13 protein-coding genes and 1 pseudogene are annotated in these 15396 nt (G+C 69.1%); 8 read left to right on the forward strand and 6 right to left on the reverse strand.

The window, feature by feature from the left end; all coding sequences use genetic code 11:
* The 3 genes and pseudogenes from O1Q03_RS38610 to O1Q03_RS38620 all read right to left on the reverse strand — a co-directional run.
* Positions 1–432: pseudogene (locus O1Q03_RS38610) on the reverse strand (energy transducer TonB); the annotation flags it as partial.
* Positions 433–465: 33 nt separating this feature from the next.
* The gene (locus O1Q03_RS38615) at positions 466–1512 is read right to left on the reverse strand and encodes an ABC transporter substrate-binding protein (RefSeq protein ID WP_269511089.1); all 1047 of its coding nucleotides are present in this window, start codon (positions 1510–1512) and stop codon (positions 466–468) included.
* Positions 1513–1562: 50 nt separating this feature from the next.
* Positions 1563–2735, reverse strand: a complete 1173-nt coding sequence (locus tag O1Q03_RS38620) for an LLM class flavin-dependent oxidoreductase (protein WP_269511092.1) — start codon at positions 2733–2735, stop codon at positions 1563–1565.
* A 440-nt stretch (positions 2736–3175) separates the two neighbouring features.
* On the opposite strand from O1Q03_RS38620, the gene O1Q03_RS38625 reads away from it, so the two are divergent.
* From O1Q03_RS38625 to O1Q03_RS38640, 4 genes are read left to right on the forward strand one after another with little or no spacing between them, the layout of a single operon-like run.
* On the forward strand, positions 3176–4252 hold the full coding sequence (locus O1Q03_RS38625) for an ABC transporter substrate-binding protein (RefSeq protein ID WP_269511094.1): 1077 nt from the start codon (positions 3176–3178) through the stop codon (positions 4250–4252).
* Between the two features lie 31 nt (positions 4253–4283).
* Entirely contained in the window at positions 4284–5390 is a 1107-nt protein-coding gene (locus O1Q03_RS38630) for a PhnD/SsuA/transferrin family substrate-binding protein (protein ID WP_269511097.1), read from the forward strand.
* Entirely contained in the window at positions 5390–6208 is an 819-nt protein-coding gene (locus O1Q03_RS38635; RefSeq protein WP_332112581.1) for an ABC transporter permease, read from the forward strand. The genes O1Q03_RS38630 and O1Q03_RS38635 overlap by 1 nt, the downstream gene beginning before the upstream one ends.
* A 22-nt stretch (positions 6209–6230) precedes the next feature.
* Entirely contained in the window at positions 6231–7019 is a 789-nt protein-coding gene (locus O1Q03_RS38640; protein WP_269511105.1) for an ABC transporter permease, read from the forward strand.
* Here the strand turns inward: O1Q03_RS38640 and O1Q03_RS38645 are convergent.
* Positions 7010–8143: a sigma-54 interaction domain-containing protein gene (locus tag O1Q03_RS38645; RefSeq protein WP_269511108.1), complete on the reverse strand. Its 1134-nt coding sequence runs from the start codon at positions 8141–8143 to the stop codon at positions 7010–7012. The genes O1Q03_RS38640 and O1Q03_RS38645 overlap by 10 nt on opposite strands.
* A 120-nt stretch (positions 8144–8263) precedes the next feature.
* Positions 8264–8944, reverse strand: coding sequence for a class II aldolase/adducin family protein (locus tag O1Q03_RS38650; protein ID WP_269511111.1), 681 nt, complete (start codon positions 8942–8944; stop codon positions 8264–8266).
* A gap of 374 nt (positions 8945–9318) precedes the next feature.
* Between O1Q03_RS38650 and O1Q03_RS38655 the strand changes: the two genes are divergently transcribed.
* The 4 genes from O1Q03_RS38655 to O1Q03_RS38670 all read left to right on the forward strand — a co-directional run bounded on the left by O1Q03_RS38655 (position 9319) and on the right by O1Q03_RS38670 (position 13481).
* Positions 9319–10602, forward strand: a complete 1284-nt coding sequence (locus tag O1Q03_RS38655; RefSeq protein ID WP_269511114.1) for an alpha/beta fold hydrolase — start codon at positions 9319–9321, stop codon at positions 10600–10602.
* A 142-nt stretch (positions 10603–10744) separates the two neighbouring features.
* The gene (locus O1Q03_RS38660) at positions 10745–11035 is read left to right on the forward strand and encodes a co-chaperone GroES (RefSeq protein ID WP_011694564.1); all 291 of its coding nucleotides are present in this window, start codon (positions 10745–10747) and stop codon (positions 11033–11035) included.
* Positions 11036–11047: 12 nt separating this feature from the next.
* On the forward strand, positions 11048–12688 hold the full coding sequence (gene groL / locus O1Q03_RS38665) for a chaperonin GroEL (RefSeq protein ID WP_269511117.1): 1641 nt from the start codon (positions 11048–11050) through the stop codon (positions 12686–12688).
* A gap of 178 nt (positions 12689–12866) precedes the next feature.
* On the forward strand, positions 12867–13481 hold the full coding sequence (locus O1Q03_RS38670; protein WP_269511120.1) for a LysE family translocator: 615 nt from the start codon (positions 12867–12869) through the stop codon (positions 13479–13481).
* A gap of 183 nt (positions 13482–13664) precedes the next feature.
* On the opposite strand, the gene O1Q03_RS38675 is transcribed toward O1Q03_RS38670, so the two are convergent.
* The coding region (locus O1Q03_RS38675) for a family 2A encapsulin nanocompartment cargo protein cysteine desulfurase (protein WP_269511123.1) at positions 13665–15396 on the reverse strand (1732 nt) is incomplete at its 5' end.

The following is a 15396-nucleotide window of genomic DNA, read 5'->3' on the forward strand; positions in this document are numbered from 1 at the left end:
GGCTGCGTGCGTCGCCTGGGGCGTGGCAGCCGGCGCTGGACGCGGAACCGCCGCACGCGGCTTCGGCGGGGTCGGCGCCTGCTTCAACGGCTTCGGCGGCACGACGGGTGGTGGCGGACGCACGGCCTGCGGCAGCGGTTCGGGCGGCCGCGTCAACTCGACCGTCATCGGCACTGGCCGCGGCGGCTGCACGGGCGGTGCGGCGGCAGGCACGCGTGCAGCCAGCAGCGCGACGCCCGCATGCAGCGCCGCGACGGCCAACGCGATCGTGGCCGCGCCGCGCCATCCGTTCGCGGGCGCCGTCCGTGCGTCCACCTGCGCGGATGGCGCCACCGAAGTCGGTCGCGCAACCACCGCCACCGCTTGCGGCGCCGCACGTGCCGCATGCCGGCGTGCGGGCGGCACGCCGTATTCGATCGTCAGCCCTGTCATGTTCGACTCCTTGCAATGACACGCCTCGGCGCGCTACGCGACCCACGCATGGCGATGCCGGTCGATCTGCGTGAACGGCGCCGGATCGATCCACGCGCGCGCGTCGAAATCGCGTTCAAGAAAGCCCCACTGGACGAGGAAATCCTTGAACGCGACGAGTCCATCGATCGACGTCGGCGCGAGCCCGGTCTCCAGATGGCGATGCACATCCGCGCCATACGCGTAGCGCACCCACTCGTCGGATGCACGCGTTTCGCGGCCGATATACGCGACCGTCTCCGCCGGATGGCGCGCGGCCCAGTCGCCCGCGCCGACCACGACCGACAGGAAGCGGCTCACGAGATCGGGACGCGCGTCGATCAGCGCGCGATCGACGGTCAGCGTGCGCGGCGTGCCGTTGCCGATCCGCACCAGCGGATCGGGATGCGCGCCGAGATCGATGACGACCTGCGCGTCGATCAGATGCACGGTTTCCAGCCCGGCCACGCCCTTCACGAACACCGCGTCGACGTCGCCGCGCACGAGCGCCGCGATTTCGAGCCCGTATTCGTGCGGGCCGCGTGTGAACGACGCGGGCCCGGTGCGGCGCTCGTGCGTGTCGGGCAGGTCGACCCATTCGGCGTCGCCATGGCCGAGCCCTTCGAGTGCGAGCGCGCTCAGGAAGCCCTTCAGCGCGGCCGCGCGCCAGAAGTCGATGCTGATCGGATGGCGCGGCAAGCCGAGCCGCCGGCCGCGCAGGTCGCGCGCGGTGCGGATGCCGCGCTCGGGCAGCGTGACGATCGCCTGGAATTCGTTGGTCCACGACAGCCCGATCACGCGCGTATCGGCGCCGCGGGCCCGCGCCCACAGCGCGGGAATGTTGCCGCCCTGCCGGAACGAGTGCGGCAGGCTGTGATCGAAGTGCGATTCGCGCTTGTCGGCGTCGGCCGTCTCCTGCAGCGAACGCAGCGCGATGCCGTCCGGCCCGAACTCTTCGTCGAACCAGCCGCGATGCACGGCGATGCCGAGTGCGGTCGGCACCGGGCAGCGCGTGTACCAGAGTGCGTCGCAGGCCGTGGCCTGCGCAGCGAGTGTCGTCATGGTGAGTATCCTTGTCGTTGTCGTTGATGCGAGACGGCGTGCCGCCGCGCTCAGGCGCCGGCCACGCGCAGCGCCGCCTGCGTGCCGCGCGCGTTCAGCGCGCCGTCGACCAGCGGCAGCACTTCCTCGCCCACGCGGTACGCCTCTTCGAGATGCGGATTGCTCGCGAGGATGAACGTCGACACGCCGATCTCGACGTATTCCGCGAGCCGCTCGGCCACCTGCTCGTGGCTGCCGACGATCACGCAGCCGGGGCCGCCGCGGATCTGCGACATCCCGGCCCACAGGTTCGGGCCGACGATCAGGTCGTCGAAGTGTTGCGTGTTGCCCTGGTGCAGCGCGAACTGGCGTTTCGCGCCGACCGATTCCGACGCTTCGCCGCGCCCGCCGAAACCGTTGCGTGTGGTGTCGCCCACCGTCGCGAACATCTGCCGCAGCTCGGCCCACGCCTGTTCCTCGGTCTCGCGCGCCAGGATGTCGATGCGCATGCCGAAGCGCAGGTCGCGCTCCGCGTTCTGCCGATCGAGCGCGCGGCGCGCCGCATCGATCACTTCCTTCTGCTTCGCGAGCGGCTCGCCCCAGCTCAGGTGCACGTCGCCGTGCTTCGCGGCGACCGCGAGCGCCGCGTCGCTCGCGCCGGCCAGATAGATCCGCGGCGGCTTCTGGCCGCTCAGCGGCGGCAGCAATCCGCCCTCCTCGACGCGATAGAAGCGGCCGTCGAACGTGAACGGCGCGCCGGCCGCGACGCCCTTCACGACGTCGAGGAATTCGTCGGTGCGCGCATAGCGGCTGTCGTGATCGATGAAGTCGCCGTACGCGCGCTGGTCGGGACCGCCGCCGCCCGTGACGACGTTCCACTCGACGCGCCCGCGGCTGATCCGCTGCAGGCTCGCGGCCATTTGCGCCGCATAGACCGGATGCACGAAATGCGGCTGCAGCGCGATCAGCAGCCGCAGCCGGCGCGTCTCGCGCGCCAGCGCGGCCGCCACGACCCACGGCTCCTCGGTGAAGCGGAAGATCGGAATCAGCGCGCCGTGAAAGCCGGCGATGTCGGCCGCGCGCGCGACCTGCGACAGATAGTCGATGTAGCCGAACGCGTCGTCGTCGACTTTCGGCGCGACGCGCGACGTGCGCTGGCGATTCCATTCGCCGCGCGTATGCAGATCGTGTGCGCGCCGCCCGTCGCCGTGCATCGGCAGGCGCCACAGAAATTCAACAGCCATCGGGATTCTCCTTGTCGGCCCGTTCGGATTGCGTGCGGCACCGGCGTGCCGCGCGTAGGCAGCGCTGTAAAGCACGCGGTGTGCCAACGGGCTCGTTCCGACGCTCGCGGGGCTGCCGGTGAACGCGCGCGGCACCTTGCGGGCCGGGCATGCGCGGCGATCAAATCACGTCCGCCGGTTGCCGCTCGACGTGTCGCGACACGCACACGCGCCGCTGCTGCATCTGCCGCACCGGTGCTGCGCGCGCAACAGCACCCGACGCGACTGTTGCTCACGCAACAGTCCGCGTGCCGGCCGCCGTGCCGCGCATCACCCGTGAGGCCCGCGCCGCCGGCCACACGGCGGTTGCCGTTCACTGGCCCGGAACTTGCAACGTGGAACGGCCCGCGCGTGCGATATCGCGCATCGATCACGCTTACCCAGACAGGGGAATCTCACACATGACAGACAGGCCCGATTCGTCATCGGACAAGCAGCAAACGTTCTGGTACGCCCGATCGCCGGTGCCGACGCCGCTCGGCATCGCCGTGCATCTCGGCTGGCTCAACGGCGAGACGTCCGCCGACGGCGTCGCGATTCGCTCGCCGCGCGGCGCCACGCGGCACGACGTATCGTCGATCAGCGATCACACGCTCGCGCAATCGTTTCGCCAGGGCGGCAGCATCCCCGCGATGTGGGCGCGCTCGAACGACGCGAACACGCGCGTGATCGGGCTGTCGTGGGTCGACGAATCGCAACTGATCCTCGCGCGGCCCGAATCGGGCATCCGCTCCGTGAAGGCGTTGCGCGGGCGCCGGATCGCGATCCCGAGCCGACCCAACGACCGCATCGACATCTTCCGCGCGTCGGCGCTGCGCGGCTTCGTCAACGCGCTGAGCCTCGACGGGCTGACGCTAGGCGACGTCGAACGCGTCGACGTGCGCGCCCGCACGCTGCAGGCCGTCGGGCCCGCGCGCGCGGCGAATCTGTTCGCATCGCCGCACGGGTTTTCGAGCCGTGCGCTGTATGCCGCCGAAGCCGGCGCGCTGCTGCGCGGCGAAGTCGACGCGATCTACGTGAAGGGGTCGACGGGCCTCGAGATCGCGCAACTGATCGGCGCGCACGTCGTGATCGACATCGGCTTTCATCCGGAGCGCTCGATCCGCAACAACAACGGCACGCCACGCCCGCTGACCGTCAACGCGGACGTGCTCGCGAACCATCCCGACATCGTCGCCGGCTTCCTGAAACTCGTCGTCGCCGCCGGCGAGTGGGCCGGCACGCATCCCGACGAAACCGCGCACTACGTGGCCGGCGAAACCGCGTCGTCGATCGACTGGGTGCGCGCGGCGTACGGCAACCAGTTGCACCGGCACCTCGGCGTCAATCTCGACGACGAATCGGTCGCCGCGCTCGACGAGTTCAAGACGTTCCTGCACGAACACGGTTTTCTGGAAGCCGATTTCGACGTCGCCGACTGGATCGATCCGCGCCCGCTCGCCGACGTGCTGCGGCCGTCGTTGCAAAAACGTGCGTGAGCCCCTTTACCGTTCACTGTTCCGGACCATCATGAAACCCGCCCTCTCCCTCGCGTCGCTGCGCCGCCCGCTGCGCGCGCTGCTCGCCGCGCTGCCGTTGGCCGTCGCGTCGCTCGCCACTTCCGCCGCCCACGCGCAAGACGCGCCCAAGGTCGTGCGAATCGCCGTCGTCGCGTATTCGAGCGGCGGCAAGACGCAATACGCGGGCGCCTCCGCGCTGATCGACACCGACAAGTCGCTCGAAAAAGCACTCGCCGCGCGACATGTGACGCTGCAATGGGTGCCGGTATCGACCGCCGCGGTCGGCACGCTCGTCAACGAGGCATTCACGAACGGCAGCATCGATTTCGCCGGCTACGGCGACCTGCCGTCGGTCGTCGTCAACGCGTCGGGCACGCACACGCGCCTGATCGTGCCGGGCGGCGTCGGCAGCAATACGTATCTGGTCGTGCCGGCCGGCTCGAGCGCGAAGTCGATCGTCGACCTCAAGGGCAAGCGCATCGCGCTCAATCGCGGCCGGCCGTGGGAAGTCCCGTTCAGCAAGCTGCTCGCCGAGAACGGGCTGAAGCTGTCCGACTTCAAGATCTACAACCTCGATCCGCAGGCCGGCGCGGCGGCCGTCGCGGCCGGCCGCGTCGATGGCTTCTTCACGCTGTCGGACGCGTATTCGCTCGTCGACAAGAACGTCGGCAAGATCATCTGGTCGACCAAGAGCGCGCCCGACGACTGGAAGATGCGCGCGGAACTGTGGGCGTCGGACGATTTCGTGCGGCGCTACCCCGACATCACGCAGCTCGTCGCGACGGCCTACGTGCGCGCCGCGCACTGGATCTCGCAGCCGCAGAGCCGCGACGCGTACGTGAAGATCCTGAGCGCGTCCGGCCAGCCGGAAAGCGTCGTGCGCCGCGAATACGCGGACGAAGCGACGCCGTGGAAGGAGCAATGGACGCCGCTGTTCACGCCCGCGCTGACCGGTCACTACCGCGACGTCATCGCGTACAGCCGCCAGGCCGGGCTGACGTCCGCGCCGGTCGACGTGAATGCGCTGCTCGCGCCGACCTTCGTGTCGACCGCGCTCAAGCAGCTCGGCCTCGACGGCTACTGGCGCGCCGACGCCTCGCGCGTCGCGAGCCGCTGATGCCGATGCGCGCCCTCCCGCCGAACGGCTTGCGCGCGGCGGTTCGCCTGCCGGGCGTCGCGCGGCTCGGCGACCATGCGCTGTGGTGGATCACGCCCGTCGCATTCGCCGCGCTGTGGTGGCTCGCGAGTGCGCAGCGCTGGTTCCCGCCGCAGCTCGTCGTGCCGCCCGAACGCCTCGCGGCGACGCTGCGCACGCTGCTCGACACCGGCGAACTGAGCGACAACCTGTCGATCACGCTGCATCGCCTCGCGCTCGGTTTCGCGATCGGCGCGACCGGCGGCGCTGCATTCGGGATCCTGCTCGCGCGCAGCCGGCTGTTCGCCGACTATCTGCGGCCGACGTTCGACCTGTTGCGGCAATTGCCCACGCTCACGCTGATTCCGCTGCTGATCCTGCTGATCGGCGTCGACGAGCCGTTGAAGCTCGTCGTCGTCGGCAAGGCCGTGTTCTTCCCGGTCGCGCTGGCCGCGTACACGGGCGTGCACGACGCGCCGCGCGATCTCGTCGAGATGGCGCGCCACTACGGGCTCGGACGCTTCGCACTGCTTCGCGACGTGCTGCTGCCGGCCGCGCTGCCGCCGCTGCTGACCGGCGTGCGGATCGCGCTCGCGCGTGCGTGGCTCGCGCTCGTCGCGGTCGAGCTGCTCAGTGCGGACAGCGGCATCGGCCAGATGATGGAACTCGCGCGGCAGATGCTGCGGCTCGACGTGGTGCTCGTCGACGTCGCGGCGATCGGTTTGATCGGCTTCGCGCTCGATCGCTCGATCGCGCTCGTCCAACGTTACGCGCTGCGCTGGCAGACGCCCGCGCGCTGACCCTGACTGGAACCGCTTCGGCATGACCTTCGTTACCCGCACTTTCCCGCTCGCCCCGCTGCGCCGCCGCGCGCGCGGCCTCGTCGTACCGGCGTTGCTGCTGGCCGCCTGGCAAACCGCGTCGTCCGGCGACGCGGCCCATCAATATGCGTTCGTGCCGCTGCAGCAGGTCGGCGCCGCGCTCGTCGAACTCGCGCGCAGCGGCGAACTCGCGACCGATCTCGGCGCGAGCCTGCGCCGCACGACGCTCGGGCTCGGCTTCGGCGTCGCGTTCGGGCTCGTGTTCGGCGCGGCGATGGCGCGTTCGCCGCTCGCGCGCAAGCTCGGCGAGCCGGCGTTCCAGGCGTTGCGCTACGTGCCGCTGCTCGGGCTGATTCCGCTGCTGAGCCTGTGGGCCGGCACCGGCGAATTCGCGAAGGTGTTCATCATCGCGCTCGCCGCGTTCTACCCGATGACCACCGCCAGCTTCGACGGGCTGCGCCGCGTCGATCCGCGCTATGTCGAACTCGCGCAGTCGTATCGCCTGACGCGCATCGGCCTGTGGCGCGACGTGCTGATCCCGGGCGCGTTGCCCGACCTGTTCGCGGGCGTGCTGCAGGCCGTGCCGTTCGCATGGATCACCGCGACGAGCAGCGAGCTGCTGTTCAACACGGGCGCCGGCGTCGGCAGCCTGATGCAGAACGCGCAGGCCGGCGCGCGCGCCGACGTGCTGCTGGTGTGCGTACTGGGCGTGACGGCGCTGGCCGTCGGCATGAGTGCGTTATGCGAGCGGATCGCGCAGCGCGCGCTGCGCTGGCGCGATCACGCCTGACGGCGCAGCCGCGTGTCGGTGTCGGCGTCGCCGCCGTCGCCTGCGTCGCGCGGCTTCAGGATGCCGAGCTGGGCGAGCCGCGCGCGCACGATGTTGCGCGACTGGTCGAGCAGGCGCGACATCCGCAACTGGTTGTGCTCGCTGTAGTCGAACACGCTGCGGTACACGGTGTCCTCGATGTGCTGCCACAGCGCCGGCGTGCCGAGATCAAGCAGTTCGATCACCGCATGGCGCAGCGCGTCGGTCGCTTCGGCCACGTCGCGCGAGCGACGCGGCGGCGCGGCAGCCGCGCCCGGTGCGTCGGCCGGATCGGGCGCGAGCGACAGCGCGGAAAATTGCAGGTCGCCAACGTCGATCGCGCCGCCTGCGCAGATCAGCACCGCGTGGTGGATCACGTTCTCCAGTTCGCGGATGTTGCCGGGCCATGCGTGTGCATGCAGCCGCGCGCGCGCGGCGTCGGTCAGCGTCGGCGCGGCCACGCGCAGCCGCTTCGCGTAGGTGTCGATGAAGTGCTCGATCAGCGGCGCGATGTCGCCCGGCCGCTCGCGCAGCGGCAATAGGCTCAGCTTCACGACGTTGAGCCGGTAGTACAGATCCTCGCGGAAATTGCCCGCGCGCACCGCGGCTTCGAGATTCACGTTGGTCGCCGCGACGAGTCGCACGTCGATCTTCACGGTCTTGCGCGAGCCGACCGGCGTCACCTCGCGCTCCTGCAGCACGCGCAGCAGCTTGACCTGCGCGGACAGCGGCAGGTCGCCCACTTCATCGAGGAACAGCGTGCCGCGATTCGCGGATTCGAACCAGCCGGGCTGGCTGTTGATCGCGCCGGTGAACGCGCCGCGCTCGTGGCCGAACAGCTCGCTTTCGATCAGCGTTTCCGAAAACGCGCCGCAGTTGACCGCGACGAACGGCCCGTCGTGGCGCTCGCTCAGCGAATGCACGAGGCGCGCGATCAGCTCCTTGCCGGTGCCGCTCTCGCCGGTGACGAGCACCGTCGCATCGCTCGGTGCGACGAGCTGGATGCGTTCGAGCAGCACCCGCGATTTGGGATCGTCGAACGTCAGTGCCTTCGCGCGAATCGTGATCGCGTGCGAAGTCGGGTCCGGCAAGCTGAAGATGGCCATGGCACGACCGGCGTGTTGAACGGGGAAGGCTCGACGATAGCAAGGCGCACGCCGGCCACGAACCAATTCATCGAGCTATCGGTATGACGGCGGCCGGATTGCGCCGGCCGCCGCGCGGCATCATGCGAGGCCGGTCATCTTCCACTGCTGTTCGAGCGCGCCCGGCCCGAATTCGAGCGAGCCGCCGAGCGGTTCCGCGAGCGCCTGGAAATACGCGGCTTCCTCGAGGATCAGGATGTACTTCGACACGTCGAGGATCGACTTGCCCCAGAACGTCGCGCCGCCGTTCGCCTCGATGATCGCCGGCACGTCGGGATCGCGCCGGATCGTGTCGACGATGAAGCGCGGCTCGCCGGGGCGGCGATCGACGTACACGGGGATTTCGCGCGCTCGCGTGTAGCGTGCGGCCGGCGCGTAACGGATCGGCAGCGGACGATGCGCGCTCGCCCATGCGCCGAGATACGGGCCGTGCACATGGATCACAACGTCGACTTCCGGCGCCTCGCGGAACACGCCCGCGTAGCGCGGGCCGTGGCCGCCCGCGCGCGCATCGCCGTGCAGCACGTCGCCGTCGAGCGTCACGACGACCGGCTGGATCTCCTGCGACGCGGCCCACGGGCTCGGCGCCGACAGCGCGACGACGAGCTCCGTGCCCGGCACGCGCTGGAACGCCTGGAACGTGTTGGTCGCGGACAGCGTGCGCGTTTCCTTCAGCACGCGCGCGGCCTGCGCGAATTCGCGCGTGGCGCGTTCGACGAATGCCACGAGTTCGCCGCTGTCGATGGCTTGGGTGACGGACATGAGGAAGTTTCCTTGATCGGTTGAACGGATGGGCTCGCGTCGCAACGTCGCGATGCACGGTCAACGAATCAGCAGCAATCGTGCCAGCGCTGCGATCCGCGCATCGAAGACCGTCGCGACCGTGCTCGCACGCGCCATGCGATTCGCGCGGTGCGGCCGGTATGCCTGTGTCTGTTGCGTGAGCAACAACATGCGGGCCGGGACTGCTGCACGATACGCAGCCGGTGCATGGGCGCGATGCATGCGGCACGGAGTGCGTGCCCGCCGTGCCGCGCGTTGCGTACCCAACGCCCGCGTTGGTTCGAAACTTGCGTCGCAGTCGGCCCGCGCCGGCATCGGCCGGCACATCCGCTCTCATCGACCTCCATCCGACCATGACGCTTGTTTCCCTGCGCGGCCTCGCCGCGCGCACGCTGCTCGTATCGGCACTTGCCGTGTCTCCCGTCGTCTCGCTCGCGGCTTCGCCCGGCCGTGTCCCCACCCCCGACCCGTTGCAGGGCGACGGCCGCGTATCCGCGTTCTACACGTGGGACCGCGATATTCCGGCCACGCCAGGCGCGCTGCTGCGCACCGAGCCGCTGCCCGCGACGCTCGGGCTCGCGAGCGCCGGCCGGCAACTGCGCATCCTGTACGCATCGACCGACGGCGTCGGCGGCCGCACGCCGATCGCCGTGTCGGGCGCGCTGTTCGTGCCGCGCGGCACGCCGCCGGCCGGCGGCTGGCCGATCGTCGCGTGGGCGCACGGCACGTTCGGGATGGCCGACATCTGCGCGCCGTCGTGGTTCGGCCGCTCGTATCGCGACGTGCGCTACCTGAACGCGTGGCTCCAGCAAGGGTTCGCGGTGGTCGCCACCGACTATCAGGGGCTCGGCACGCCCGGCCCGAATCCGCAGCTCAACAACCGCTCGAACAGCTACACGCTGCTCGACAGCGTGCGCGCGGTGCTGGGCGGCGTGCCGGGCCTCGCGAACGAAGTCGTGCTCGTCGGCCAGTCGCAAGGCGGCTCGGCCGTGATCGCGGCGGCCGGCTATGCGCCGGTCTATGCGCCCGAACTGGCGATCCGCGCGACCGTCGCGACCGGCACGATCTACAACGCGTCACGCGCCACGCTCGCATCGCTGCCGAAGTTCGAGACGGCCTATCGGCGTGATCCCGAGCGCGTCGATCCGACGCTCGCGTACCAGTTCTACTCGGTGCTGTCCGCGCAGCAGATCGACCCATCGCTACGCGCCGAGGAGGTGCTGACCGACACTGCGTTGCCGATTCTCGAACAGTCGCGCATCAGCTGCCTCGCATCGCTCGAGGACGATGCAGCACTCGCACACCTCACGCACGCGAACACCGTGAAGCCGGGCGCCGATGCGCGGCTGAAGGCATGGTGGGACGACTACCTGAAGTATCCGACGCTGAAGATCGCGACGCCCGTGTTCATCGGTGCGGGTGCGAACGACGGGCTGGCGCCGCTCGAACTCGCGCTCGCCAAGGACGCGTGCGCGGCGGGGACGACGATCGAGGCACACCTGTATGCAGGCCGCGAGCACAACGGCACCGTGAACGCATCGCTCGCCGATTCGATTCCGTTCGTGAAGCGCGTGCTGGCCGGCGAGACGATCCACTCGGCCTGTTCGCCGGTCGCGCAGCCAGCCGTGTCGCAATAGCCGCTTCACGTCGCTTTGCACGACGACGCGAATGCTTGTGCAAATCCGTTATTGGATCGCGCCGCCGCGCATTTTTATACTCGTCAGCACTCTCTGCTAAAGAGTGCCAGCCAATTCCGACAGAACCGTACAGGACGAAAAAATGAGCCTACGCCCCTTGCACGATCGCGTGATCGTGAAGCGACTCGATCAGGAAACCACCACCGCGTCGGGCATCGTGATTCCCGACAGCGCCGCCGAAAAGCCCGACCAGGGCGAAGTGATTGCCGTCGGCCCCGGCCGCAAGGACACCGACGGCCAGCGCATCGTACCCGACCTGCAGGTCGGCGAGCGCGTGCTGTTCGGCAAGTACGCAGGCCAAGCCGTCAAGGTGGACGGCAACGAATTCCTGGTGCTGCGCGAAGAAGACATCGTCGCGGTCGTCAATCAATAACGGAGTGCAATCATGGCAGCGAAGGAAATCATTTTCAGCGACATCGCACGGTCAAAGCTGACCGAAGGCGTGAACATTCTCGCGAACGCGGTGAAGGTCACGCTCGGGCCGAAGGGCCGCAACGTCGTGCTCGAACGCAGCTTCGGCGCGCCCGTCGTCACGAAGGACGGCGTGTCGGTCGCGAAGGAAATCGAGCTCGCGGACAAGCTCCAGAACATCGGCGCGCAGCTCGTGAAGGAAGTTGCGTCGCGCACCAGCGATGCCGCCGGCGACGGCACGACGACGGCCACCGTGCTTGCCCAGGCGATCGTGCGAGAAGGCCAGAAATACGTCGCGGCCGGGCTCAACCCGCTCGACCTGAAGCGCGGGATCGACAAGGCGGTCACGGCGGCTGTCGACGAGCTGAAAAAGATCAGCAAGCCGACCACCACGAGCAAGGAAATCGCGCAGGTCGCGACGATCTCCGCGAACGGCGAGGAATCGATCGGCCAGCGCATCGCCGAAGCGATCGACCGCGTCGGCAAGGAAGGCGTGATCACCGTCGAAGACGGCAAGTCGCTCGCCGACGAACTCGACGTCGTCGAAGGCTTGCAGTTCGATCGCGGTTATCTGTCGCCGTACTTCATCAACAACCCCGACAAGCAGATCGCCGAGCTCGAGAACCCGTACATCCTGCTGCACGACAAGAAGGTCTCGAATATCCGCGACCTGCTGCCGGTGCTCGAGCAGGTCGCGAAGTCGGGCCGTCCGCTGCTGATCATCGCGGAAGACGTCGAAGGCGAAGCGCTCGCGACGCTCGTTGTGAACAACATTCGCGGCATCCTGAAGACCGTCGCGGTCAAGGCGCCGGGCTTCGGCGATCGCCGCAAGGCGCTGCTCGAGGACATCGCGATCCTGACCGGCGGCCAAGTCGTCGCCGAGGAAACGGGCCTCACGCTCGAGAAGGCGACGCTCGCCGAACTCGGCCAGGCGAAGCGCATCGAGGTCGGCAAGGAAAACACGACCGTGATCGACGGCGCGGGCGACGCGAAGAACATCGAAGCGCGCGTGAAGCAGATTCGCGTGCAGATCGAAGAGGCGACGTCCGACTACGACCGTGAAAAGCTGCAGGAACGCGTCGCGAAACTCGCGGGCGGCGTCGCGGTGATCAAGGTCGGCGGTGCGACCGAGATCGAGGTCAAGGAGAAGAAGGATCGCGTCGACGACGCGCTGCACGCGACGCGCGCGGCCGTCGAGGAAGGCATCGTGCCGGGCGGCGGCGTCGCGCTGATCCGCGTGCGGCAGGCGATCCGCGAACTCAACGGCGCGAATGCCGACCAGAACGCGGGCATCAAGATCGTGCTGCGCGCGCTCGAGGAACCGCTGCGCCAGATCGTCACGAATGCGGGCGAGGAAGCGAGCGTGGTCGTCGCGAGGGTCGCCGAAGGATCGGGCAACTTCGGTTACAACGCGCAGACCGGCGAGTACGGCGACCTCGTCGAATCGGGCGTGCTGGATCCGACCAAGGTCACGCGCACGGCACTGCAGAACGCGGCGTCGGTGGCCGGGCTGCTGCTGACGACCGATGCGACCGTGCACGAAGCGCCGAAGGATGCGGCGCCGGCCGCCGCGCCGGGCGGCCCGGGCGCGGGCGGGCCCGGGTTCGATTTCTGACGATGCAGTGTGCGCGCCGGTTCGCCGGCGTGCGCGCGGTCCGGCAGCACCCTGCAACGCGTGACGATGAAAGTCGTCACGCGTTGCTTGCTTTGGCGTGCTGCAATACCGGGACGGACCGGCCGACTGTCGCGCTCGGGTAAGATGAAGACCCGTTCCGCCGCGCCGCTTCCACGCCATGTCGCTCATCGCCAATACCCTGCTGCCGCTCGCCGGCGTCCTGCTGCTGAGCGTCGCCAGCCCCGGCCCGAATTTCGTGATCGTCACGTCGACTGCTGTCATGTCACGCCGCGCTGGCGTGATGACGGGGCTCGGCCTCTCCGCGGCCTCCGGCACCTGGGCCGCTATCGCAATCGCCGGGCTGAGCCTGCTCGTCACCCACGTCGCGTGGGTGCACACCGCGCTGCGGCTGGCCGGCGCCGCGTACCTGATCTGGCTCGGCCTGAAAATGGTGCTGACCGCGCGCAAGCCGTTGCCTGCGTCCGCACCGCTCGTGTCCTCCGACTGGAGCGCCGCGAAGAAGGGCTATGTCGTCAGCATGACGAACCCGAAATCCGTCGCGTTCTACGGCAGTATCTTCGCGTTGATGGTGCCGGCGCACGCGTCGGCGTGGCTCGATCTCGCGGTCGTCGTGCTGTCGATCGGAATCTCGGGCGCATGGTATTGCACGATGGCGCTGCTCGCGTCGCACCCGTCGGTGCGCGGGCTGCTGATTCGGCGCAAGGCCGTGCTCGATACGACGGCCGGGCTGCTGCTGATGGGGCTCGGCGGGAGGATGCTCGCGGGGCGTTGATGCAGGCAGTAGCGCCGTTACTGCGGATAGCGGACCACGAGCCGCGTCGCGTCGTCCAAAGCGCGTCTCCACGATCGAGCTCGGCGGTGTGCGTCGGACCGCATCGGACGCGCGCCATGAAAAGGGCCGCTTGCGGGCGTCATCGACGACACCCGCAAGCGGCCTTGTCGCTCGCAGCGCGACTCAACGCCGCGTCGCCAGCCTCTTCACGACACGCACGAGCGCATCGACTTCATCGCACGTGTTGTAGAACGCCAGCGACGGCCGCACCGTCGCTTCGAGCCCGAAACGCCGCAGGATCGGTTGCGCGCAGTGATGCCCCGAACGCACCGCGATACCCTCTTCGTTCAGCGCCTGCCCGACTTCCTCGGTCTCATAGCCCTTCAACACGAACGACAGCACGCTCGCCTTGTCGCGCGCGGTGCCGACGAGCCGCACGCCCGGCACCGGCGCGAGCACGCTCGTTGCATACGCAAGCAGATCGTGTTCGTAGCGCGCGATGTTCTCGATGCCGACGCGGTTCACGTAATCGAGCGCCGCACCCAACCCCACCGCGTCCGCGATGTTGCCGGTGCCGGCCTCGAAGCGGTTCGGCGGCGGCTGGAACACCGTGCGCTCGAACGTCACGTCCGCGATCATGTTGCCGCCGCCCTGCCATGGCGGCATGTCGTCGAGAATCGCGCGCTTGCCGTACACGACGCCGATCCCGGTCGGCCCGTAGATCTTGTGCCCCGAGAACACGAAGAAATCCGCATCGAGCGTCTGCACGTCGACGCGCATGTGCGAGATCGACTGCGCGCCGTCGACGAGCGCCTTCGCGCCCGCGCGATGCGCGAGCTCGACGATCTCCTTCACCGGCACGACCGTCCCGAGCGCATTCGACACCTGCGTGACGGACACGATCTTCGTGCGATCGTTGAGCAGCTTCCGGTATTCGTCGAGCAGCACCTGCCCCGAATCGTCGACCGGAATCACGCGCAGCTTCGCGCCCTTCTGCGCGGCGAGCTGCTGCCACGGCACGATGTTCGCGTGATGCTCGAGATGCGACACGACGATCTCGTCGCCTTCGCCAACGTTCTGCACACCCCACGTCTTCGCGATCAGGTTGATCGCCTCGGTCGTGCCGCGCACAAACACGATCTCGTCCGGCGACGATGCGCCGATGAAGCGCCGCACGGTGTCGCGCGCATGTTCGTACGCGTCCGTCGCGCGGCCGGCCAGCGCATGCGCGGCGCGGTGAATGTTCGAGTTCTCGTGCGCGTAGAAATACGCGAGACGGTCGATCACGGCCTGCGGCTTGTGCGTCGTCGCCGCGTTGTCGAACCAGACGAGCTGCTTGCCGTTCACGCGTTCCTGCAGGATCGGGAAATCGCGGCGAACCGCGTTCACGTCGAACGGCGGATGCGCGCCGCGATGCAGGTTGCCGTGCGGCTCGGCCGCATGCGCATCGTCGATGAAATAGCGCGGGACGTCCGCACCCGTTGCACGCGCAACCGGTGCGTCGCGATGCACGGCCAGCAGCTCGCGCAGCGCGTCGTCGCCCGGCAGCCCGAACGCTTCGGGCGACGCGAGGCCGTTCGACGGCACGACGAAGTCCCGCGGCGTCGCATGCCAGCCCTGCAGCGAACCGTCGGTGAAGTAGTAAGGCGACGCAGTCGGCGCAGTTTTCACCGCGCCTTCCGATACGGCCGCATTCGCCTGCGGCACGCCGAGCGCCGCGCCGCCGACGCGCGGCTCGAACGCGGGCGCGATCGACACCGCGTTGTCCGGCAGCCCGTTCTGCGCGGCCGCATGCGGCGCGAGCGCCGGCACGCGGTTGCCGAGCGACAGCACGTGCGTCGGCGCGGACGGCGCGAGGTTCGCGCCGGGCGCCTTGCCTTGCGGCAGCGCGAAGCCCGGCACGCCGGTGCCCGTG

The sequence above is a fragment of the Burkholderia sp. IMCC1007 genome, assembly GCF_027257875.1.
Taxonomy (GTDB): Bacteria; Pseudomonadota; Gammaproteobacteria; order Burkholderiales; family Burkholderiaceae; genus Burkholderia.

Excerpts from the sequence above, each read along its gene's own strand:
- O1Q03_RS38615 (WP_269511089.1), bottom strand. The coding sequence starts at position 1,512 with ATGACGACACTCGCTGCGCAGGCCACGGCCTGCGACGCACTCTGGTAC.
- O1Q03_RS38620 (WP_269511092.1), bottom strand. The coding sequence starts at position 2,735 with ATGGCTGTTGAATTTCTGTGGCGCCTGCCGATGCACGGCGACGGGCGG.
- O1Q03_RS38625 (WP_269511094.1), top strand. The coding sequence starts at position 3,176 with ATGACAGACAGGCCCGATTCGTCATCGGACAAGCAGCAAACGTTCTGG.
- O1Q03_RS38630 (WP_269511097.1), top strand. The coding sequence starts at position 4,284 with ATGAAACCCGCCCTCTCCCTCGCGTCGCTGCGCCGCCCGCTGCGCGCG.
- O1Q03_RS38635 (WP_332112581.1), top strand. The coding sequence starts at position 5,390 with ATGCCGATGCGCGCCCTCCCGCCGAACGGCTTGCGCGCGGCGGTTCGC.
- O1Q03_RS38640 (WP_269511105.1), top strand. The coding sequence starts at position 6,231 with ATGACCTTCGTTACCCGCACTTTCCCGCTCGCCCCGCTGCGCCGCCGC.
- O1Q03_RS38645 (WP_269511108.1), bottom strand. The coding sequence starts at position 8,143 with ATGGCCATCTTCAGCTTGCCGGACCCGACTTCGCACGCGATCACGATT.
- O1Q03_RS38650 (WP_269511111.1), bottom strand. The coding sequence starts at position 8,944 with ATGTCCGTCACCCAAGCCATCGACAGCGGCGAACTCGTGGCATTCGTC.
- O1Q03_RS38655 (WP_269511114.1), top strand. The coding sequence starts at position 9,319 with ATGACGCTTGTTTCCCTGCGCGGCCTCGCCGCGCGCACGCTGCTCGTA.
- O1Q03_RS38660 (WP_011694564.1), top strand. The coding sequence starts at position 10,745 with ATGAGCCTACGCCCCTTGCACGATCGCGTGATCGTGAAGCGACTCGAT.
- groL (WP_269511117.1), top strand. The coding sequence starts at position 11,048 with ATGGCAGCGAAGGAAATCATTTTCAGCGACATCGCACGGTCAAAGCTG.
- O1Q03_RS38670 (WP_269511120.1), top strand. The coding sequence starts at position 12,867 with ATGTCGCTCATCGCCAATACCCTGCTGCCGCTCGCCGGCGTCCTGCTG.